A 22,447-nucleotide genomic window follows, 5' to 3' on the forward strand; every position below is an offset into this window, starting at 1 on the left:
TTAACTTATTATTCTATCGCTAATTGTTGCTAAATGTCATTGTTTATCTCCTTTTTTCGACATAATAAGAATGCATAGTGGGTATCTTTTGACAAAAATGGATTTGACCACCTTTATAGTCGTAGATACACTTAACATGAGAGTACAAAGTAGAAACCCTGATTATGACGACACGATTCACTTCACAACTTCATCCTCCCACTTCATGTACTGAGACTGCATTTTGGTTCATTTTCCATGGGGATGAGCTTCTGTTAAAAAATAACTCTATCCCGCGTTTGTTTGCTATTAATGAACTTAATCTCATCAGTGAGCGCGAAATTTATTTAGGACTTTATGGTACTATACCTTGCTTTTGTGTAGAGATTAATCAAAAACCCATAGTTTTACCTCCTGGTATGGAATTTCAACATGTTCGCCAATCTCAAGAAATTCTAGAAGATGATGAGTTGTTTCGATTGATAACGCGTGCAAAACAATTATTACATTGGGACAAAAGTACTCAATTTTGTGGATATTGTGGTCATAAAACCCAATTAAGCAGTACAGAACGAGCTAAAATATGTCCTGCGTGCAATTCATTAATTTTTCCCCAAATTGCTCCGGTTATGTTGGTATTAATTTGGCGAAATGATGAAATCTTACTTGCACGATCACCCCATTTTTTACCCGGAGTTTACAGTGTTTTAGCTGGCTTTGTGGAGCCAGGAGAAATGCTTGAGCATACGGTTGTACGTGAAGTACAGGAAGAGGTAGGACTCACAATTAAAAACTTGCGCTATTTTTCCTCGCAACCTTGGCCTTTTCAAAGTAATTTGATGCTGGGGTTTATTGCTGAATACAGTTATGGTGAGATCCAAATAGATGCGGTTGAAATTGAGGATGCGCAATGGTTTTCTATAAAAAAACTACCTAAACTACCAAAGCCCATAAGCCTCTCAAGACAAATGATTGATCAATATTTAGCAATGTATCGCTAACTGTATTTGAAATAATACTTATTTCTGGGTGGATTTCATTAAAAGTTTAAGCAATCAATCTAGCCAATCATAGATGATTAGGTTAAAGTAGGATTCTCTGTTAATTTTTCACCTAAAGGAATAAGACGATGAAAATTCTAATAAAATCACTTCTTTGTACTGTCTTTTTGATTAATACCGCTTTTGCTGATGAGCTATCACAATTTAATACCCAAATTCAAAACCAGATGAAACAAATGCAAACCCAACAACAACAGCAAATGCAACAACTCAACGCGCAACTACAAGCGCAAATTAAAAAAGTTCAAGCTGACTTACAACAACAAATACAAACAATGAACACCCAATTACAAAATCAAATAAAAACAAGCCAAAGCCAATTACAAACACAAATTCAAACTGTAAACAACCAGGTACAACAATTACAAAAAAAATAAAGTAATACGTATTCCTTCATTCCCGCAAAATGCGGGAATTGTGGGCTCCGCATTTTCCTAATCTACCTTCAGCAAAAATTAAATTCAGGGTATATACTTATTAAAGAATGGGCTTACAAAGCCGCGTCCAATTTATTTGTATGGTGTAAAGGGAATGAGGGATTATGGCAAGACAGGAAATAGACTATAAAAAAGTTGCCAAAGCCGCAGAAAAAGTTAAAAAGCAAGGTCGAGACCCTTCACTTATTAATGTATGTGAAGAGTTAGGAATTATTTCGCCAACATCCAACCTTTCTTCGTTACTTGAAAAATGGTATCACACTCAACCTGAGTTTCAACGATCTATTAATATGCCACTTTCAGAAAATATTACTATTAAAGCCCATGACATTCTTGAAAAAAATTTAGAATTAGAAAAGTCCTTATCTCTGCTGCGAGCTACTCTTGAGTCTACTGCTGATGGCATCATGATGGTCAATGGGCAAGGGCAAGTTGTGGACTGGAATCAAAAATTTGTAGAAATGTGGCGAATTCCTTCTCATATGCTGGAGTCAGGAACAGAAAGTATTGGCTTTGAGTATATTTTACAGCAGTTAAGTAATCCAGAAACTGTCATTGCTGATGTAAAGTACCTTTATGAAAACCCAGAATGGCAAGGAGAACTTCCAGTTTTACACTTTAAAGATGGGCGAATTTTTGAGCGATTTACTAAACCACAGCGAATTGGTTCTGAAATTGTAGGGCGAGTGTACAGCTTTAGAGACATAACGCAGAAATTGCTGGAAGAAGATGAGCTGCGAATAAGAGAACGGGCTATTGAGGCCAGTACACTTGGAGTCGCGATCATTGATATATCCAAATCCAATATGCCCATTATTTATGTAAATAAGGCTTTTGAACGGATTACTGGATATAGTGAAAGACAAATATTAGGACAAAATCTCTCTTTTCTTCATAGTAGCCAGGTAGAACATGTAAGTCATAAACGACTTAATTTTGCCATAAAAGAATTACGTGAGGAAACCGTAGAGATTGAGTGTTTTAAGCGAAACGGGGAAGTATTTTGGGCTGAAGTAAGCGTCGCGCCAGTTAGAGATTCCTTCGATAACGTCAAACATTATATCTGTATTCTTAACGATGTTACCCAGCGCCGTGAAATGGAACAACAATTGATTCAACAGGCCACACATGACTCGCTTACGGAATTACCCAATCGCGTTTTATTAATAGACCGTGTGGATCAAGCAATTTTACAAGCCAAAAAAAAAGGCTCTATCCTGGCTTTTTTATTCCTGGATTTAGATCACTTTAAAATGACAAATGATACCTTAGGCCATAGCCTTGGGGATAGACTCTTACAAGCGGTCTCAAATCGTTTACTCATTGCCACTAATGATTTTGATACAGTATGTCGCTTGGGTGGAGACGAATTTGTTATTCTATTACACGATATTGCTACCGAGCAGCAAGCGGAACAAAAAGCGGAAGAAATTTTAAAATCGATCGCAAACCCCATTCGTATTGATCAACACAATTTAAAAATAACGGGCAGTATAGGAATCAGTTATTATCCTAAAGATGGTGATGATTATGAATCTTTAATGAAAAATGCTGATCTCTCTATGTATCATGCAAAAGATAGTGGTCGCAATACCTATCGTAGTTATGATAAAGAAATGAATATGCGTATCATTAATCGCATGCAGCTCGATAATGCTTTACGCGATTCCTTAAAAAGAAATGAATTTCATCTGGTTTACCAACCCCTTATTAATCTGGCAACCAATAAAATTATTGGTTTTGAAGCATTACTGCGATGGCATAGCCATATATTAGGTGATGTTTCTCCAACTGAGTTTATTAGTATGGCTGAAGAAAACGGTCTAATTCTGGAGATAGGTTTATGGGCTTTAAGAGAGGCTTGCAAACAATTGGTCAGTTGGCATCAGCAAGGATATAGCAATTTAACGATGGCGGTAAATATTTCTGGTCGTCAATTTCGTCAATCCCATTTATCTGAAATCATTGAAAAAACACTTCTTGAAACGGGCCTGTCTGCCAAGTACCTTGAATTGGAGCTTACTGAAAGCTTGCTTGTTGATAACGTCAAACATGCTGTTGAAACCATGTATGAACTGAAAGATATGGGGACAAAGCTTGTTATTGACGACTTTGGAACGGGATATTCCAGTTTATCTTACCTAAAACAATTTCCTGTTGATAGATTAAAAATTGATCGATCTTTCATTAATGAATTAGTAAATCGTGAAAATGATGCCGCAATTACGCGAGCAATTATCAACTTGGGTCATAGTTTGAACTTGGAAGTATTGGCTGAAGGAGTGGAAACAGAGTTACAACTTGAATTCATCACCAATCATGGATGCGATTATGCGCAAGGATATTACTTCACTACACCTCAAAAAGCAGAAGAACTAAAAAATTTTATTATTCAACATATTTGATTATTCCCCCATTTTCTTACTTTTTTCAAAGTAGGTATGATTTTTGCTTATAAAAATGAAGATACAACTTATTGTGAGTATTTTCTATAGAGATAGAAATAAATAACTGTAATAAAACCATATCCTAGGAGCAATGCAGCAACCCCTGTGTTCTGTGCTGTATATTATTTTGGGGCTTGTTGCACTATACCCAGGCTACGCTTAGCCCAAGGAGATTGGCATGAGGGAAGTTACTATTATTGGTTCAGGTTTGGCTGGAACTTTACTGGCTATATATTTGGCAAAAAGAGGGTGCAAGCTTGAAATATTTGATTCAAGACCCGATATACGCTCAATGAAAACGGATGATGGACGCTCGATTAATCTTGCTCTTTCATGCCGTGGCATTACTGGCCTGGCAGGGGTTGGCATCCTACCTAAAGTAGAAAAGCTTATGGTTCCAATGCATGCAAGAGCAATTCATGAACTTAATGGTGAAATTAAATTTCAGTCCTTTGGCAGACATCAAGACGAATACATCAATGCCATACAAAGAAATGAATTAAATAAATTATTACTTAACGAAGCTGAAAAATTCCCTTCGGTTCATTTTCATTTTGATACGAAGCTAACTGAATTAGATGTAAAACGAAAAGTTGCTATTTTTGAATTAAAAAATGATACCATCCTAAAGCAAAGTTATTCCTGTTTAATTGGAGCAGATGGAGCAAACTCTGCTGTTCGCGAACAATTGAAGGCAAAAGGCGTTATTAAAGCATCACGTACTTATTTACCTTATGGTTATAAAGAGCTCTCTATTGGGGAGCCAAGACAAACTCATTTAATTCATGAGCATTTACATTTATGGCCTAGAGATGCCTTCTTATTATTAGGTAATCCAAATCTAAATCAATCAATCACCGGCTCTTTGTTTTTACCTTGTGAGGGTAAAAATAGTTTCGCCAAATTGGATAGTGAATTAAAAATTAATACTTTTTTTAAAAAATCATTCCCTGATGCATTTCCTGAAATGCCCAAATTGCTGGAAGAGTTCACAAGACATCCCACTGGAAACATGAGTACTATTAAATGTGATCCTTGGTATTATGAAGATCAATGTTTGCTCATAGGAGATGCCGCGCATGGAGTCGTTCCTTTTTTTGGTCAAGGTATGAATAGTGCCTTTGAAGATTGTCGTATCTTAAATAATCTTTTAGATCAATATAAAGATGATTGGAAAAAAGTAATGCCTGCATTTTATCAAGCCAGAAAAGTAAATACCGATGCGGTTGCTCAAATGTCTATGGATAATTTCCATGAAATTCAAACAGACATTAGAGATAAGCGATTTAACTTAAAAAAGCAATTGGAGCAGGAACTGATGCATCGCTATCCAACGCATTATGTTTCAAAACATGTATTGGTCATGTTTACTAATACGCCTTATGCAGAAGCCCAAGCTCGTGGAGAATTACAAACGCAATTTTTAAATTCAATATGTGATAACGTGGAGAAGATTGAAGATATTAACTGGAGTCGAGTGGAGAATGAATTGAAACAATATGACAAAAAATTGACAAATATGAGTTGATTTTTTTAAATTAAATAGAAAATTCAAGGGGATTTCTTTGTCAAAATTTTGACATGGAGAGGTGTTTTTTTGTCATTTTATCAATTTATCAGGCTAAAATTTGTAAAAAATAATATATAAACAGCCCTTTTTGAATGATTTTTTGGAAATAAAGAACAAAAAAGTTGGTATGCAAGATGCATTAGTAATAGTGTCCAACAAATTTATTTCGCATGGAGATGTATTATGAAAATCATACAAGATTATATTGATTCCAAACAACAAGAATTCATGGATCATCCATTTTTTGCACTACTGGAACAATTGAAAAGTTTAGAAGAGTTAAGCTATTTTGTCCCTGAACTTACTTTTTGGGCAATGACTTTCCAAGATATTTTAAGAATAAATGAAGAGCGGGTTAGAGATCCTTATTTGAAAAAAGTGGCTCGCCACCACAGACTCGAAGATGCTGGCCATGAAAAGTGGTTTTTGCATGACAAAAAATATATGGGAGCAGTCAATATAGAACCAACATGTGATACTAATGATGTCAGTTGGCTTTATAGCAAAGAAAGTCAATTAACTCGCGATGCTGCTTACGCTATTTTAGCTGAAGTTTATAAAGCAAATGATGAAATTTTAAATATTGTCCTTCTATTAACAATTGAATCATCTGGTCACGTTTTCTTTGAAAAAGTATCAAAACAAATGAAAAAAACAGGGCATGACAAGAACCTCAAATACTTCTCTACGTCACATCTAGAAGTAGAAATGGCACATGCCTTGTTTGAGGAAGAAAGGGAACGCTCATTGTTTTCAAGACAAGTACCTATCCATACACGACGTGAAGCATTAAAAATGATTGATCGTTGTTATGATGCATTTAATACTATGTTTGATGGGTTGATCATAGCTTGTAACCGAAGACTGGAATTGGCCAAACAAAGGAATTATCAAGATGCCGCAAACAAAGAGCAAGTGGAATTTATTCCAGATCAAGCAGTGTAATGTAAAACTAGGGCAAGCGCTGCTCCATGATGAGCAGGCGCTTGCTTCATTTTGTGAAGATTTTGGTAAGCTCACTCACTCTCATCCAGTAGCCATCTTTGAACCGGAAACAACGGAGTCTGCTCAATTATTAATACAACATGCTCATGCAAATAAATTACCTGTGACTTTGCGTGGGTATGGAATGAGTCAATCTGGACAATCTCTTGCTGTACCCGGGGGGGTAATTCTTAATATGAAACACTTTGACTCCGTAGCAGATGTAGATTCCCATTCCATATGGGTTGAAGCAAATGCTTCCTGGAGTACCCTATTAGAAAAAACATTGCAACAATCCTTAATTCCTTATGTAGTACCTAATAATTGCAATTTATCTGTTGGCGGTGTGATTTCTGCAGGGGGTATAGGCGCTTCTTCATTTAAATATGGAAGTGTGACTGCACACGTAAACGCATTAAAAATTATCCAGGCAAATGGAGAGCTGATCCAGGTAGACAGCCAATCTTCACTAATGCAAGCCTGCTTAGGTGGACAAGGACGTTTTGGCCTCATCACTCAAGCATGCATTGCGTTAAGACCATGTTGCAAATTCATCAGGACCTTTTTTTTGGTCTATCTCGATAAGGAAAGCTGGCTTAATGATTTACATTTATGCAGAACGAAAGCGGATTTTGTTGAGTCCTTTTGCACACCCGCAATACAGGGTGCAAGACTCTCAGAAAAAGGTCGTCTACCTTTTGCCCAATGGCTTTATGCGATTCATATATCCATAGAATATAATGATTCTGCACCGGATTTCAGCAATTTAGGATTACGCCCCTGGCGCTTAATACATACCCAAGATGAGTCGATTCATTCGTATTTACATCGCCATGATTCACGCTTTAACGCGATGAAAGTCACTGGACAATGGGACTTACAACATCCCTGGTATGAGTGTTTTATACCTGGTTCGCAATTAGAGAGTTTAGATGAATTGCTGGATAGTTTACCCATACACTATGCTTCTGTAGTCCACATTGCCTCTGTCGCTCCGGTTTATCCGGCAGGTTTTTTACAACTTCCTAAAAGTAATGATATTGTTGCTTTAATGATCTTAAATCCTGGTCTACCCACGGCATTCATTCCCAGCTGTTTGCAAACCATCAAATATTTGGATTCAATCCTTTTACCTAATGGAGGGAAACGTTATCTGTCCGGGTATTTAGGGAAATCCCTAAAAACACAATTTTGGAAAAACCATTTTGAAGAACGATATGAAGATTGGATTGGCTTAAAAAAACAATATGACCCACAAAATATTTTTTGTTCTCTTTTGCATCGTTATTGAAAAAATTGATCTACGGCAATACGTTAATTACGTGAACGCATCATGGTAGTAGCTTAAGTAGGAGTAGCCTGGATTACAAGTAGCCGTAATCCGGGCTTCAGAGGAACAGGAATCAGTTTTTCTTAAGTTAACAGCATTACGTGAGGTAGTACTTAAGTTTTGTACCATCCTTTGTTTTTATTTAAATTCTAGCAACAAGGCCTTCAACAGATTCATCGTTATGGAAACGAACAGTATCTTGTTTTGCATAACCCGAAATTGCGGTAATAATGGGTCTGGTGATCATGCTTATCGCTGATTTGAGGAAGCTTGCGATGGAAAGAACAAAACTTGCAGCGGAGAGTAATAATAAGTTTCCTGCATTTTCTTTGTGATCTTCGCCATCTTTTTTTGCTAAGTTAAAATGAATCGCTAATGCGTGAGCACCTTCCCATGCTGCAGCAGCAAATGAAGCAATAGAAAGAATCATTCCCATTGCAGGTAGTGCAGTTGCACCAACCACTTCGTCCATATAATCATGCCCATCGCGTAGTTTTTCAAAGATGTTTAAACGTTTTAAAGCTTCATCACCAATTAAATTTAATTGCTCGTCCCACGTCTTCGTTGCTTGCATTTTTTCCCATGCTTTTTTAACCTCATCCTCTAGATAATTAAGATGGTCTGCATAATTTTGGAAAAAATTCTTTTTAGGATTAGGTGTTTTTGACTTTTTGAAAAACTCGGGCATATCACTCTCCATTTTTGGATAACTCGAAATAAGTTATCCCATTAAGATAACAAGAACAATAATTATACACTGTGGACTTGTTGTGGTCGACAATAGAATAATAAAATTGTTAAAAAATTACTTAAGTTTTAATATCTATATCCATTATTAGTATGATTCAATAGAGTTCTATAGAGGGCATTTTCATGCAGCCTATACTTACCTCAGATTTTCCTAAAAATTTTCAAACTAATGACTTAGAATCAGTGCATAAAATAGGCAACTTTGAGTAAATTGTCAACATGTCTTGTTAGGGGAAATAATTTTCAATTAAAGTGTATTCTGCCAATTTGGAAATGACTATTTCTGAATTAATCTGGGAGTGAAGATGTGCGCTCAGCAAAGACCCAATATGGGATACTAATCGATGAGAAGACATCACCGAAAGGTGGCCGTGTCTATCTAAAATAGTTAACGAATTTGGGTGCTTGTTAACATATTCCTGAATATATCCGGATTCTCCGGGTACAATGGCATCTTCTGCCGCGATGAAAAAATGATAGTTACTTAAAGTATCGTCTATTATTTTTTTCTTTAATTGGGTCAAAAAATCACTGTCAATTTCCATTTCCCTTATTGAATCTGAAAACCAGGACAATGGTTTAATTGCAAGATAAGAACCATTAAATGGTGTACCTACTGTAATGATAAGCGGTACTTCAATGCCTGCTTGTTTCGCCAAAAACTCTCCAAAATAAGAAGCAACCAACCCTCCTCGTGAGTGAGCAATCAACATGACTCGTTTATGCTGGTTTGCCCTTATTTTTTCTCTAAGTTGCTCTGCAAAAAACTCGATACTTTTTCCCTGATACCGTCTATCAAAAGAAAGCAGATTTAAGGTAGAAATTGCATTAGGAAGTCCAGCTTGAATCAAGCGATCTGCAACAAGTTGAAAGGCAGAGGATTGATCTGCTGTACCATGAATAAAGTAAACAGCAGTTTCACTATTTTGATCCTTATTATAGGAAGGGTTCTGGTAGATTTGGTCTCCTGAGGGGGACGTTAGCCAATAGTAGGTATGAGCGAACATGCCCGTAGTCGCGATTGGTTGTTTTGCTTTTGCAGTATTGAGAACGCTTTTTAGCATATTTAAATTCCTTTTTATTGGAATACCAAACTTCATTCTTGGTATTTATAGTGCAAATGGAAGTAATATGATTTATTCATTACCCACTATGAGAATAATTTGTTCTTTATATTTGTCAACTTTAATTCTTATCACATTAAATAAGTTTGGGAATGTTTCCTTACTATTTGTGGTCTGTTTTTTAAAATATTAGGTTCTATAATTTTAGTAATGAATACCTCTAATTAACCAAGGATTAAATATGTGTCGTTTGGTAGCATACATGGGACATAAAGTACTGCTTGAAGATGTCTTGGTAAAACCTTCAAATTCACTGATTATGCAAAGCTTACATGCAAAGGAATCTCATGTTAGAACTAATGGGGATGGCTTTGGTTTGGGGTGGTATGTGCCACATTTGGAGAAAATTCCAGGTCTTTTTACTTCAATTTCTCCGGCGTGGAATGACAGAAATCTCCTTCATCTATGTCGTAAAATTGAATCCCCATGTTTTTTTGCGCACGTTAGGGCTGCAAGTGCTGGTGGAGTAACAACCTATAATTGCCATCCATTTACTCATGGGGAGTGGATGTTCATGCATAACGGGACTATCCATGATTTTATTTCACTTAAACGACATCTGCGGCATCTATTAGATGATGATATTTATCACTGGATACAAGGAGAAACGGATTCTGAACATCTTTTTGCCTTGTTTTTGCAATTAGCCAGGAATAGGGATCTCTCTCAAATAAACGAAGTAGCGGCTGTATTTATGGAGACCCTAAAAATAATTAATGATTTAAGCAAACGATATAGTAGTGATGCAGGACCATCTTATTTTAATGTTTGCTTAACGAATGGTACGAGCATGCTTGTTTCTCGCTATTGTAATTCAAAACGCCATAAACCAGAAAGCCTTCATTACCTCACAGAGAGTTCCTTAATACGCCATGTTCAACGTCCTGGGTTAAAAAAAATTAAAGACTCTCCTATGTTTCTGGTTGCATCAGAGCGATTATCGGCATTTAATTCCGAATGGTTTGATGTGCCTGTCAATCACATTATGTTAGTAGAAAATTATGAAACAGATTTTAGAGTGATTTCCTAGACTGCCAGATCTTAAGGAGTAATAGTTAATTTAGATCTAATAATACCCACTTACAGTTCACAATAAGAAGCATAATTATAAACATATTGCGAGCACATTACTTAATCATTCCCAATTTTATTACATTCACTTAATAGTTAGTTAATTTTTTTAGCATATAATTTGCCCACATGATTTTATATTGATCACAAAGATCTAATATTGTGCCGCAAAGTGAGTATAAATAATTATGAGAGAACTTTTCGAAAAAAATGCCCAAAATAATGACACATCTAATTCTTCACAAAATACGGATATTTGTAGCAGTCACTTATGTATGAAAAGTAAATTATCAATTGATGAAGTGAGAGAACATCTTCCTGCTTTACAATCTACTATGGTCGATCGACGAAATCCTGATCTTCCAGGAAGCAAACCATTAATGAAAGCAGCAAAAGCTCATGCTATTCTTAAAGCAGGTACAAAAATCAATATGTTGGATGCTACAGGAATAGGTGAATTTGAGTTACCTTCTAAATGTTCGATTCAGATTACTCCTCCGAAAGAAATAACTATAAAAGCTACTTGGAAAAATAAAAGCCAGGAAAAAGGCGTAAGTGGCCGCGATGCCAGCGTTTTTGGCGGTTTGGGAGTATTGACTATTCCATGTGATGTTACAGTGATGAATATTCCCAAAATGAATGCACTTACTGTGCCCCCAGCATTTTTAGACAAATACGGTGCGGAGCTCATTCCCCTGGGAAAATCATTTACTCTTGATGCTGTACAAGACAGATCTTTAGAAAATCTTTACTTGGTTGAATATCAATGGGACGCAGATTATATTCAAGACTATGTGATGAATCAACGTGGCGGTGGCGGGTTATTTGTAGAAACCCATCCTTTTCCTCATGTTTTTACACCGCTCTCTCCTGAGTGCAGAGGTGCATTGATATTGGGAGTTGAAAATCGGGATGGCTCATTTGATTTTGCTGCTTTTGAAATACCATTTGGCTATACTATGAAAATTGGCAGTAATGTGATTCATGGTGATTCATTCTTTGTTGGACCTTATGCAATCGCATTAACTGAAACTGAATTGGCTGACTCCGTTCTTTTAAAGCAAGACACACCGACTCGTGATATACAAAAAGTTACTCAAATACCTACCGAAACATTTACGGTTCATTTGCTTGAAGAAGATAGGTTGGCAACTGAGGCATGTCATAGCATGATGGTTGATAAAATTCGTCATGGGGGCGGGATTGGAAAAGGTATAGGATTTTTTAAACAGTTACCTAAAGAGGTATTAACTAAGGTTCGTGATTTATCCGAGGATTCTCAGGAAGCTTATGATCAACATTGTGGTTTGGTTGTTTATAAACCTAAGTAAATTCCTTCAAAGAACTTTATCCCGTAAAGGTTGTTCCTTGAGAAGATGAAAAGGTACAGTATTTATATAGGATCCCGTTCCAAATAAAATCAGTTCGATATAAAAAATGAACCTTTTTTTTATATCGAACTCGCGTTAATCTTTTTTATCTCATTGTGAAACGTACTTCATCTTTATTGGCAAGACAATTTTTTAGATGAAGAATAGCATTATCTAGAACTGTCATAGCAGACTTGTTTTCACCATCCCCTTTTTTACCACGTTGATGGCCACTATAAGATTTTACACCAGAAAAAGTGAGTAAATTACTAATAATTTCGGTCAAGTTATATCCATAACTTTTACTAATCTGCTTGGCGGAGTCTTTTCGATAGACACATATATTATCCCAAAGACTCTCTGCTTTTGCTTTCAAATTAATGGTATCTTTTTTTGCAAACATATCTGGACCTAAAAAATAAACGAGTGATAATTATGCATCACAATTGTTAAGAAAAACTTAGCTTATCTAAAAGGGAATACCTGTTTATTTAGAGAGTTCATTTAATGCGATACACCAGAAATTTATCCTTATTCTTACAAAGAGCGCCACTCATAGTCATGTTGCAGTACCTGGGGATGAATTAAGCAAAGAACAATATGATATTGAACTTACGTTAAAACATGAGCAAAGAGATTAGAGTCTGAAAGGAAAGATCTTTCTCATGATTTTTGGGGGATAATATAATCTTTTCTTTATACTCTATTTTTTTGTTTCACATAGGGTTAAGTCGATACCTTTCTTTACGGATTTTCTTTTAAGATATTTCCCGATTAAAATAATTTACACGAATCGAGTAAGTATTATATGTTATAATCAGGTGCTCCACTTCTCTTATACACTAATACGGTTCGTTCAAAGGACATAAAAAGTTCATTATGTTGGTTAATACCCCTGGTTTCTACAGTGATTATGCCTTGGGTGGGTCTTGAGTTAGATTCCCGTTTCGCTTTTATTTCGCTTTCAGCGTAAATAGTATCCCCTTCAAATACAGGTTTAAGCAATTTAACCTTATCCCATTCAAGATTAGCCACTACTTTTTTGGAGATTGTATTGACGGTCATTCCTGTAATAATGGCCAGGGTAAAAGTACTATTAACTAAAGGTTTTTTCCATTCGGTATGTTCTGCGTAATGTGCATCAAAATGCAGTTGTGCTGTGTTCATTGTAAGTAAGGTAAACCAAATATTGTCATTTTGGGTAATGGTTCTCCCTGGTCTATGTTCAATAATTTGTCCTATTTCAAAATCTTCGAAATAAAACCCAAAATCTTCCCGTATGCGGTTATTACCTACGGACATATAACTACTCTGATTAGACATGTTCATTCCCTTTTAGATTTTTGGATAATTGGAGTATTTGTTGGGCATGTTTGTAGACAGGAATATCAATCATTTGTCCTTCATACTGACACGCTTTCCCTCCAGCCTGTTGGTAAATTGCAATAATCTTTCGAGCTCTTGCAATTTGTTCGCTGCTCGGGGCAAAATTTTGTTTTATAGGATCGATTTGTTTTGGATGAATTGCTAATTTTCCTTTAAAGCCCAATTCTTTTACCTTGAGTACTTCAGAAATTAATTGTTTTTCATTAGCAAAATCGAAAAAGGGTGAATCAATAGCCGCAATATGGTTCAATGCGGCAGCTTGTATGAGTTGGCATCGTGGATATAGGAGTGCTTCCCAGCCCATCCCACAACCAACATCGGCCGCAAAATCGGCGGCGCCAAATACAAGCCCATTAACTGGAGAACGAGTAACAATGGAGTTTATGTTCTGCAAACCTTTGGCTGTTTCGATTAATGCAAGGAGCTTAATTTTTCTGGCCTCTAAATGAAGGGCCTCATAAATAATTTTTAATTCTTCCGCGCTCTCAGACTTAGGATATAAAATAGCATCGCAGTGGATGTCATGCTTTTGGAAGGCAAACAAATCTGCCAATCCTGCATCGCTAGTAATATGATTGATACGAACTATAATACCCATACTGGAGTGTTGATTTTTTTCTAAAAACTGAATTACATTATCTCTCGCCTGACTTTTCTCATCAGGAGGTACAGCATCTTCAAGTTCTAAAATGAGGGCATTTGCCCCAGAGGATAATGCTTTGGCAAACCGCTCAGGCTTGTTTCCAGGGGTAAATAAAAGAGCCGGTGAAACGAATAAATCCATGTTAAATAAATCCCTGTTGTTTTGCTTGTTGTTGTAATTGTTCACGGAATGCTGGATGGGAAATTTTAATTAATTGATGGGTTCTTTCCGTAGTGGAGCGGCCTTTTAGCTGGGCTACTCCATACTCAGTAACCACATAATCGATATCAAGGCGTGTATCTGTGGCAATTGTAGAGAGCCTAGGCACAATTCGGGACAAGGTTCCATTTTTAGCAGTTGAAGTGCTGGCAATAATTGTTTTACCTCCTTCAGAATAATGAACTCCGCGAATAAAATCTAATTGTCCGCCTACACCTGAGAATTGGTGACCAATAAACTCTGCATTTACTTGGCCGCTGAAGTCGATCTCAATGAACGCATTGACGGAAGTCATATAATTATTTTTCCCGATAATATTTGGCTCATTAACATAAGAAACAGGAAGACAAACCATGGAGGGATTATTATTAATAAAATCATAAAGATGCTTGTCGCCAATTGCAAAAGTAAATACGTTAACACAAGGATGTAACGTTTTGTGCGTATTAGTGACTACACCTCTTTGAATCAATTCAATCATTCCGGAAGTAATTACCTCGGTATGGATCCCAAGATTTTTATGATGAATTAATTGTTCACAAACTGCATTGGGTACACCCCCTATTCCCATTTGGATGGTTGCTCCATCTGGAATTAAAGAAGTAATATGTTGACCAATTTGGCGATCTAATTCACTTGAGGGCTTTGAAGGCTCTTCTAATAAATCTGCAGTATTTTCTACAATGGCGTCTACTTCACTTACGTGGATTAAAGTAGAACCTGCAGTTCTTGGCATGTTCTCATTAACCTCAACAATTAATTTGTCCGCATAGCGTGCCAATTCAATAGCATAATCACCATTAGTACCTAGATTAAAAAAACCAAATTTATCCATGGGAGAGACAGTGACAATGAACGTGTCGAGCTTAGTGATTGCCTTAATGGTGCTAGGATAGCGACTGAAACTGATAGGCACGAAGTTAATGTATTTCTTGCCCAGAGCATATCCTCGTTCCGCCAAGGCAACTTCTCCTTTGGACATCATTGAGGAGTAGGGCTTAATTAAATGTAGTAAATCTTCTTGAAAAATTGTGCGCAAGGCAATCTCACCACAGCGAAGATAATAAACTTTCACCTCCTTAAGATCACCTGCTTTTGCTCGAGCAGCTAAAGCACGGCATAACGCGGGTGGTGTAGCAACGCGCATGCCCATGGAAATGACTGCTGTTTGCGGAATTAGGTTAACTGCATCATCTGCAGACCGTAATTTATCTTGATATAGCTTATCAACGTTCATTTATCATCCTAATTCTATTGCTCAATGCCTATATGATTATATTTTGTGAATCCCAGTGCCTACATACCTCATGAATGTGGTTTAAAGACAATACATTTTGGCTTAAGCTCGCAAAATGTCAACAAGAAAGACGGTTTGTTGTATGGCTGCTTAGCTCAATCAACGACTGAATTTAGATACCTTAAAAAGTCATACCTTCAAACTTACTTGAGATTGTTTACACTTGATCTTCATGTGCCATAACATCGATCACTTTTTAAATGCAATGTATTTCAGCAGCCTTGTAACAGCTCTTTTTCGGTGACTTTTATTTTTTCCATTTGAAATTCAGGGACGTTTCTTTCGTTGATGAAAAAACTACCGTAATAATTTTGAACTACACATGGAAGGGTTTTCAGAAGTAATTGGGGATGATGGCGTTTCGTTAGTATCAAAGAACCCGTTTGTTTTTTTGATGCACTGTTTTTCGTTAAAAGGATAAGCTGTGCCATTCCACGGAATGAATGCCAGCATAGATTCAAAATAACAAAGTGTAGGCACATGAAGCTTTATTTGCCGATTGATATATGGGGCAATTATTTCCTCAACTGCTGAGATTATCTCTTGATGCAATTTTTTGTCACTAATGTTTTTGTAACAATAAGCTAAGGTAAGATGAAAAAAAGAGGGGATGCCCTCTTCAATACCCATTGTTTGGGCAAGTTCCCGGATCACTGCCTTTTGGCTTTCAGGTAATGACAACCGTAACTGCAAGGCTCTTCCTACTTGAACAGCTTCAATTGATACTTCAGGTATAAATTCATGGTTCTTAAGTTGTGTACATAGATTTTGGAAAAATTCAAGCCTATCGGTGATAAATTTAAACCAATCCAGATTATGCTCATTTTTGGTATAGAGATTACACGTAGTCATGTGATAACTCTCCAAGGGTAATGGGGTATAATACTGCGTGAGTAATGTTGAGCTTGCCAAAGATTGATGTATGTTATGTAAGAAATGATTTTCTTGAGACGTTTTTATAATTGGGGCAATAATTGTTACACCTGGAAATTCTACATAGTTTCCTGTTGAATCTATTTTATCAAACATAATTAAAACCTTAAAATACGATATCTTGGATTACTTTGAATTTAGGATATAACATTCATGAGCTAAATTATATCATAACCATCAATAGTGGATAGAATTATAACTAAGTACATGACAAAAAATCTGTCATGTACTTAGGCATTGTCATTCGCGTTCCTTTTATCGTGGAGGGCACCGTTACCAACAGAGGACGTTGTCCTGATTTAAACTAGATTATTCAGCGCGACACTATGAGAATTCTTCGCTGCAGCAGCAATTGTTTCATGATGCATACGCAAATTAGTAAGATAAAAATCTTTATGCTCTTTTAAATTAAAATCTGCAATTAATTTGTATTTTAAATCCTGATGCATTTTAGGATACTCACCACTTATAAATTCTTTTTTAATTGCTTCGATTATTTTAGTAAACAAACACTCGTTTAATGCTGGAATTTCGATATTATTCATAAAAATCATAGCCAATGCTTTGGAATTACAATTTTCTTTAAGATAACCCTCAACCTCAATACGTTTTGAGGAGCCCCAATAGCCCCCCCATATTTTTGTTTCGTATTGTTTTAATGAAGACTTGATAAGACTTTGAAATGATTTTTCCGTTAAACTATCAACCCATTCATAAATAGCCCTATACACTAATGAGTTACCCATATCGCTAAATGTATGGGTAAATCGGTTATCTTTTTTTGCAAAGGAGACTACATCTCGAGTAATTTCAACTATGTTTTGTTCAAAGCTTTTATTTTGGATGGCAAGGGCAATACCAGGGATAGACTGCTTGCGCAATATTAAAGGAGTAAGTCCTTTTACCAGTAGTTGATTTAAGGCGCCATCCTCCTGAGAGCCTGAGCTTAGAATATATGCCAATCGGTTATCACCACGATCATTTTTACTCATCCTTAAATATTCTTTTACTGGCTCTGTTCGTTGGCGAAATGAAAAAGTGGGCAACAAAGGAGTATACTTTTTATCAATTATCTTATTGATATATCGCTCTAAAACATCTGGATGTAAGCCTTTTGCCCAATCAAATAAAGCATTATGATAATTCTTTTTTATATCTTCTTGCTTCAATGGAGAAACTTTGTTTGAGTGCACTGCTTTTTCTTGAGAGCTATCTATGAGAACAATTTCTTCATTGCGTTCTAATTCGTCCAAATCATCATTTTGTTCTTGTTCTTCTAAGCGGGTCCCATTTCTTTCTAATTCCTGGGGAGGATGTTTTTCCTCATGTTCTGGTTCCACTATGAGAATCTCATTTTGTTCCTGACCTTCACAATGTGTTTCTTTTTGTTCTAGCTTTTCTGTAGGCTCTCCTTTTCTCTCTAATTCATTTAAATAGAGGGCAAGTGAAAAATCTTCATCTAAATTTAATTTTGCTTCTGTTAATTGAAATTCCTGTTCTATTTTTTTTACGTCTTCGGGATGATATTCATACGCAATTTCTCCATATTTTAAGCGATCAGATATATCTTCTTTAGTAGGATTTTTTATTTCACTTAATGTTTTAAATAATGATAAATAATAATCACCACGTAGCGTTAATAATTCAAGTTGCGTGTCATCATCACAATTTATTAAAGGATACTTTTCCAACGTCCTAATATTCATGACACAAAAGGAAATAATTTGATAATTTTCAGCATCGGATCGTTCTTTTAAAGCGTATAAACGATCAAGTTCTAATTCATTCTTAATAAACTGGGCATCTTTCTTTAGCATAGAGTATTTCTCCTGAAAATTAATCTCACGAACCAAGAAGTTCTCTATCGAGTATTTTGTGAGTTCTCTTAATTTTGAAAAATCTGTAGAGTACCAACAGGTTGTTTTTAAGTTATTATGTTACTTTTTGATTTTATTGACCTCCAAAGCAAGCATTGAGTGTTACGGCATTGTCCTCAGGAAGCCAGTGGCCATAGTTTTCTCCATGCCATCGGCTGCTTTCTTCAAGCTTTGCTTGAACAATTTGTTGTGTAAGTCCCTGACGTTTAATCCAATCGCCACACCGTTTTTTAACCTGTCTACGAATTTGACTCCGCATAAAGGTATAACGACAAGGATTGAAGGCCTCATTTAAATTATCTGAGATATAAGGCTTAAGCAGAGTTTCTCTGTTGACATGTTTGGAAAACTCCCATTTACCTTCATTTAAAACTAAAATAGGAGGAAGAGTACGCTCCCCAATTTTTACGCTTTGCGCAAGATTCATATAAAACTTCCATCCTGCGTAATTTCCTGCTAAATCTGCATTGGAATAAACACCGTTGATCAAGGTTCCCAGATAAGTTTGTTCAAGGATTTGGCCATATAAAACCACGGCAGCATGAGCTTTTTGGGCAGATTTTCCATGGTTCAGGTAATACATATAAATTTTGTAGTAGGTATGGCCCATCATGAAAAAATGACCTAGCTTGTCGGTACCGAAATAATAACCGTACATATTAATCGTCGGTGCAAGCCCAATTACAAATAAAGGCGACTGGGAAAAAACAAGCCAATAAACAGTTTTCCATGGGAGGGCTTCTTTATAGAATACCGGTTTTGATTCTTTAGGAATACGCCGCAACCAACGAGGAAATCCTGGACCAGTATGCTTATAAACTAAATCTGCGATATAGGTTCCATTCTGGCGTAATGCCAATTGAGATGCTGCATGCCGGCTACGCTTTATTCTTGGTAGAAGCATTTGAATTTCTGAATTGGTTTGAGCAATAACTTGTTTGATAACGTCATAAAGTCTGCTACTTGTGATCGGGCCAATGTCCTGTAATTCCTTGGGGGGAAGGGTAAATTGATCCGTTTCTTCTGCTTGGGTTTCCCGTATTGTACCAATAAGTAAAAATATAATTAAAAAAAAGATTCTTGTAAAATCCATATTTTTCTCATCCTGAATTGAGACTGACATTAGAAACAAAATCTATCCGCCTGTCTAGAAAAATCGTTTAGGAAAAATAATTCTTCGTATCTTCCTATGAAGTTGTTTTAATGATTATTCTGAGGCCAGAATTTTACAAAGCAGTTGGCTGGGCTTTTATTTGAATATCATACAGGTCGACTTAGTGTAGAAAAAATGTAAAAAAAGGTCCCGGATATATTGCTTGGGTTAAACGTAGAGGAATCTGTAAATTTCCTACCGCGGGCATCTGCAAACCAACTAACAGATTATCTATTAATTGGTTTATAAGGATGGATCATTAAGAAGATGAGTTCTACTTCGTTTGTTACGAACCCATCTATTTTTTCATGGTTAAATCAAAGGTACATCGAGTTTCGGATTTCTGCGAAGCGAGCATTCTCTTCTTCTTTTATTTTTTCAGCTGCTTCCAATTCCTCTTGTTCTTGTTGTTGTTGAGCCTGTAGTTTTACAAGCTCAATCATATTCTGAGTTCTTAATTCTTCTAATATACCCGCTAATAAAAATTCAGTAGGTGTTTCCAATTTGATTTCTTGGGTGGGCGGTTGTTCCTTTTTTGTTTTTCTTGTTTTTTTTATTCCTGATGAGTGGGAGGAATGGTGATTAAAAAAAAGTTGATGATCCTTATTAGAATAAGGATGGCTTGTTTTATGAGCTCCATTTTTTTGACGAGTATTTGCAGCATTTTTGGTCATAGCAATCTCCTTTTCCTTGTGAGTCTCCTTTAGATTAATCTAAAATTTGAGTTAAATGCAAATGTTTATTTCAAAAGCAACAAATTTTATATTGTTATCTTCAATATTGAACATTCAGCGCAAGAGAGCATCTAATTACACTACCGAAATCCTAATCAATAAATTGAAATTATATGCAATTTATTGACAAGAAAAGCCAAATAACTTATATTCAAAATATGGATAATTTATGAATTGGTATTCATGTGGATAAATTAATTAATTTAGTGTTCATCGTATTTTGTTTTTTATTGTGTTCTTGTGAATCTAATAAAAAAGAACAGTATCTGCATTTTGCTACATCCGCAGTATATCCACCTTTTGAATATAGTGAGCGTGGGGAAATTAAAGGCTTCGACATCGATTTGGCAAAACTTATTGCTAAAGAGCTTGGGAAAGAGGCGGTTTTTGACAATATGCAATTTAGTACCGTTCTACCTGCAATAAGTTCTGGTCAAGATGATATTGCTATAGCTACGATTACTATTACCGAAGCCAGAAAAAACAATTTTGACTTTTCTGAACCCTATTATTTTGATGGTATAGCCTCTGTATATCGTTCAAATCAGCCAGTAATGTCCCAGAACCAACTTAAAGGAAAAAAAGTAGCAGTACAATTGGGTAGTATCATGGAGATTTGGTTGCGAGAAACTTTTCCTGACATTGAAATTACTGTCTTGGATAATAACAATCAAGCGGTTGAATCATTAATTTCAGGTCGCGTTGATGTTGTTTTAATGGATGGGGTTCAAGGTGAAATTTTTAGCAAAAAGTATACGGAACTCTCCTATTCATTAATTGCTAAAGCAGATTATGGATATGCTTTAGCTGTCAAAAAGGGTTCTCCCCTAACAACAAAGCTTAATAAGGCACTACAAAAACTTAAAGCAAATGGATCAATTCAAAAACTGGAAGACTTTTGGTTAAAGAATTCATAACGAATTCATTAAAAACCGTTATAGCCCAGGCCCCTGGAAACAACGTTTATTTACTGATTTAATCGAGGAGGTTAAAATGTCCCTTACTATTCCAGTTAGTAACACTATAGTAGAAGACAATCATTCGCAAACTATCAGCGAAGTTACAACCAATACGTTTGTGATTAATTTACAACAGGCGATTTTTGATCTTGAAGTGGAATCCCAGTATACGCTTGGTCCTGATCCCAAAGGAGGTAATGCATCATTTACAAAAAAATCAAAGCATTTTCTTACTGGAACAGAATTAAGTACAGAAGAGTTAAAACGTATTTTAGAGAAGGCTAAAGCACTGAAACAAACCCCTTCTTTTTATAACCAGGCTTTAGCCAGTAAAAGCCTGGCCATGATTTTTGAAAAACCTTCTTTTCGAACCCGATTAAGTTTTGCAATGGCGATTCAAAGTATGGGAGGGATAGCTATTGAAAGCATAGGTAATACCAGAAAACAAGAAACTCCGGCAGATATGGCTAGAGTTCTAAATGGTTATACGGACTTTATTATGGTGAGAACTCATGCGGATGAGATTTTGCAAGAGATGGCTGTTCATGCAAAAGTACCTATAATCAATGGTCTTTCAGCCCTACATCATCCATGCCAGATACTCGCTGATTTATTAAGCCTATGGGAACATTTTGGTTCGCTTGATGGGCTAACCATTGCATATGTTGGTGATGGGAATAATATTCTTCATAGTTTGATGTTACTGGCACCTCAATTAGGTATAACCATTAACTATTGCTGCCCGGAATCTCGCCAGCCAAACAGTGCAATTATAGAACAAGCACAAGGTATTAAAAGCGGCATGATTCATAGTTTCGAAAAACCTGAAATGGCCGTTAAAAATGTTGATGCGGTCTATACCGATGTATGGACCAGTATGGGTTTTGAATCCCAGGATAATAGCCAGGTATTTCAAGGATTCCAGGTCAATGAATCTTTAATGTCTTATGCAAAGTCAGGGGCAGTATTTATGCATTGTATGCCCATGGAGCGAGGAAAAGAAGTCTCTGAGGCTTTGCCAGACAGCCCAGCTTCAATAATCTTTACTCAAAGTGAAAACAGGCTGCACGTGCAAAAAGCGTTACTGCTGTTTTTAAATTTATGAATATTATTTGTCTCGCAG

At 36.2% G+C, this 22,447-nt stretch carries 20 protein-coding genes; 10 read left to right on the forward strand and 10 right to left on the reverse strand.

Annotation, left to right across the window (positions count from 1 at the left end):
- Nucleotides 1–164: 164 nt before the first annotated feature.
- The 6 genes from nudC to EKG34_RS14325 all read left to right on the forward strand — a co-directional run bounded on the left by nudC (nt 165) and on the right by EKG34_RS14325 (nt 7,769).
- On the forward strand, nt 165–980 hold the full coding sequence (gene nudC / locus EKG34_RS14300; RefSeq protein ID WP_003634728.1) for an NAD(+) diphosphatase: 816 nt from the start codon (nt 165–167) through the stop codon (nt 978–980).
- 128 nt (nt 981–1,108) lie between these two features.
- Nucleotides 1,109–1,417 carry a hypothetical protein gene (locus EKG34_RS14305; RefSeq protein ID WP_003634730.1) on the forward strand — a complete coding sequence of 103 codons (309 nt, stop codon included), beginning with the start codon at nt 1,109–1,111 and terminating at the stop codon, nt 1,415–1,417.
- Between the two features lie 164 nt (nt 1,418–1,581).
- Entirely contained in the window at nt 1,582–3,882 is a 2,301-nt protein-coding gene (locus EKG34_RS14310; RefSeq protein ID WP_012979465.1) for a bifunctional diguanylate cyclase/phosphodiesterase, read from the forward strand.
- A gap of 220 nt (nt 3,883–4,102) precedes the next feature.
- Entirely contained in the window at nt 4,103–5,452 is a 1,350-nt protein-coding gene (locus EKG34_RS14315) for an FAD-dependent oxidoreductase (RefSeq protein WP_003634734.1), read from the forward strand.
- 225 nt (nt 5,453–5,677) lie between these two features.
- Complete coding sequence (locus EKG34_RS14320; protein ID WP_080619942.1) at nt 5,678–6,439, forward strand: hypothetical protein; 762 nt, start codon at nt 5,678–5,680, stop codon at nt 6,437–6,439.
- Entirely contained in the window at nt 6,390–7,769 is a 1,380-nt protein-coding gene (locus EKG34_RS14325) for an FAD-binding oxidoreductase (protein ID WP_003634739.1), read from the forward strand. The genes EKG34_RS14320 and EKG34_RS14325 overlap by 50 nt, the downstream gene beginning before the upstream one ends.
- A gap of 181 nt (nt 7,770–7,950) precedes the next feature.
- Here EKG34_RS14325 and EKG34_RS14330 read toward each other — a convergent pair whose 3' ends face one another.
- Nucleotides 7,951–8,496, reverse strand: coding sequence for a hypothetical protein (locus EKG34_RS14330; RefSeq protein ID WP_003634741.1), 546 nt, complete (start codon nt 8,494–8,496; stop codon nt 7,951–7,953).
- A gap of 289 nt (nt 8,497–8,785) precedes the next feature.
- Entirely contained in the window at nt 8,786–9,622 is an 837-nt protein-coding gene (locus tag EKG34_RS14335) for an alpha/beta hydrolase (protein ID WP_003634743.1), read from the reverse strand.
- Nucleotides 9,623–9,863: 241 nt separating this feature from the next.
- Between EKG34_RS14335 and EKG34_RS14340 the strand changes: the two genes are divergently transcribed.
- Nucleotides 9,864–10,712 carry a class II glutamine amidotransferase gene (locus tag EKG34_RS14340; RefSeq protein ID WP_003634745.1) on the forward strand — a complete coding sequence of 283 codons (849 nt, stop codon included), beginning with the start codon at nt 9,864–9,866 and terminating at the stop codon, nt 10,710–10,712.
- Nucleotides 10,713–10,941: 229 nt separating this feature from the next.
- On the forward strand, nt 10,942–12,084 hold the full coding sequence (locus EKG34_RS14345; protein ID WP_003634747.1) for a hypothetical protein: 1,143 nt from the start codon (nt 10,942–10,944) through the stop codon (nt 12,082–12,084).
- Between the two features lie 145 nt (nt 12,085–12,229).
- On the opposite strand, the gene EKG34_RS14350 is transcribed toward EKG34_RS14345, so the two are convergent.
- From EKG34_RS14350 to EKG34_RS14385, 8 genes are all read right to left on the reverse strand, one after another.
- Nucleotides 12,230–12,526 (reverse strand): hypothetical protein, encoded by a 297-nt coding sequence (locus tag EKG34_RS14350; protein ID WP_003634749.1) that lies wholly within the window; start codon nt 12,524–12,526, stop codon nt 12,230–12,232.
- Between the two features lie 401 nt (nt 12,527–12,927).
- Nucleotides 12,928–13,446, reverse strand: a complete 519-nt coding sequence (locus EKG34_RS14355; protein WP_003634751.1) for a MaoC/PaaZ C-terminal domain-containing protein — start codon at nt 13,444–13,446, stop codon at nt 12,928–12,930.
- A complete protein-coding gene (locus tag EKG34_RS14360; protein ID WP_003634753.1) occupies nt 13,439–14,293 on the reverse strand; it encodes an HpcH/HpaI aldolase/citrate lyase family protein in 855 nt (284 codons plus the stop codon). Before EKG34_RS14360 ends, EKG34_RS14355 begins: the two co-directional genes overlap by 8 nt.
- A 1-nt stretch (nt 14,294) precedes the next feature.
- Complete coding sequence (locus tag EKG34_RS14365) at nt 14,295–15,608, reverse strand: acetyl-CoA hydrolase/transferase family protein (RefSeq protein ID WP_003634754.1); 1,314 nt, start codon at nt 15,606–15,608, stop codon at nt 14,295–14,297.
- A 357-nt stretch (nt 15,609–15,965) separates the two neighbouring features.
- Nucleotides 15,966–16,697 carry a DUF1868 domain-containing protein gene (locus tag EKG34_RS14370; RefSeq protein ID WP_012979464.1) on the reverse strand — a complete coding sequence of 244 codons (732 nt, stop codon included), beginning with the start codon at nt 16,695–16,697 and terminating at the stop codon, nt 15,966–15,968.
- A 203-nt stretch (nt 16,698–16,900) separates the two neighbouring features.
- Nucleotides 16,901–18,418, reverse strand: coding sequence for a hypothetical protein (locus EKG34_RS14375; protein ID WP_003634758.1), 1,518 nt, complete (start codon nt 18,416–18,418; stop codon nt 16,901–16,903).
- Between the two features lie 133 nt (nt 18,419–18,551).
- The gene (locus EKG34_RS14380) at nt 18,552–19,571 is read right to left on the reverse strand and encodes a hypothetical protein (RefSeq protein ID WP_003634761.1); all 1,020 of its coding nucleotides are present in this window, start codon (nt 19,569–19,571) and stop codon (nt 18,552–18,554) included.
- A gap of 377 nt (nt 19,572–19,948) precedes the next feature.
- Nucleotides 19,949–20,305, reverse strand: coding sequence for a hypothetical protein (locus EKG34_RS14385; RefSeq protein WP_012979463.1), 357 nt, complete (start codon nt 20,303–20,305; stop codon nt 19,949–19,951).
- Between the two features lie 266 nt (nt 20,306–20,571).
- Here EKG34_RS14385 and EKG34_RS14390 point away from each other — a divergent pair, with 266 nt between their 5' ends.
- Both EKG34_RS14390 and argF read left to right on the forward strand, forming a co-directional pair.
- On the forward strand, nt 20,572–21,282 hold the full coding sequence (locus EKG34_RS14390; protein ID WP_396426640.1) for an ABC transporter substrate-binding protein: 711 nt from the start codon (nt 20,572–20,574) through the stop codon (nt 21,280–21,282).
- Between the two features lie 76 nt (nt 21,283–21,358).
- The gene (gene argF / locus EKG34_RS14395) at nt 21,359–22,429 is read left to right on the forward strand and encodes an ornithine carbamoyltransferase (protein WP_003634768.1); all 1,071 of its coding nucleotides are present in this window, start codon (nt 21,359–21,361) and stop codon (nt 22,427–22,429) included.
- Nucleotides 22,430–22,447 lie beyond the last annotated feature (18 nt).

Origin of the sequence: Legionella longbeachae (assembly GCF_004283175.1) — a bacterium.
In the GTDB taxonomy this organism is placed as follows: Bacteria; Pseudomonadota; Gammaproteobacteria; order Legionellales; family Legionellaceae; genus Legionella; species Legionella longbeachae.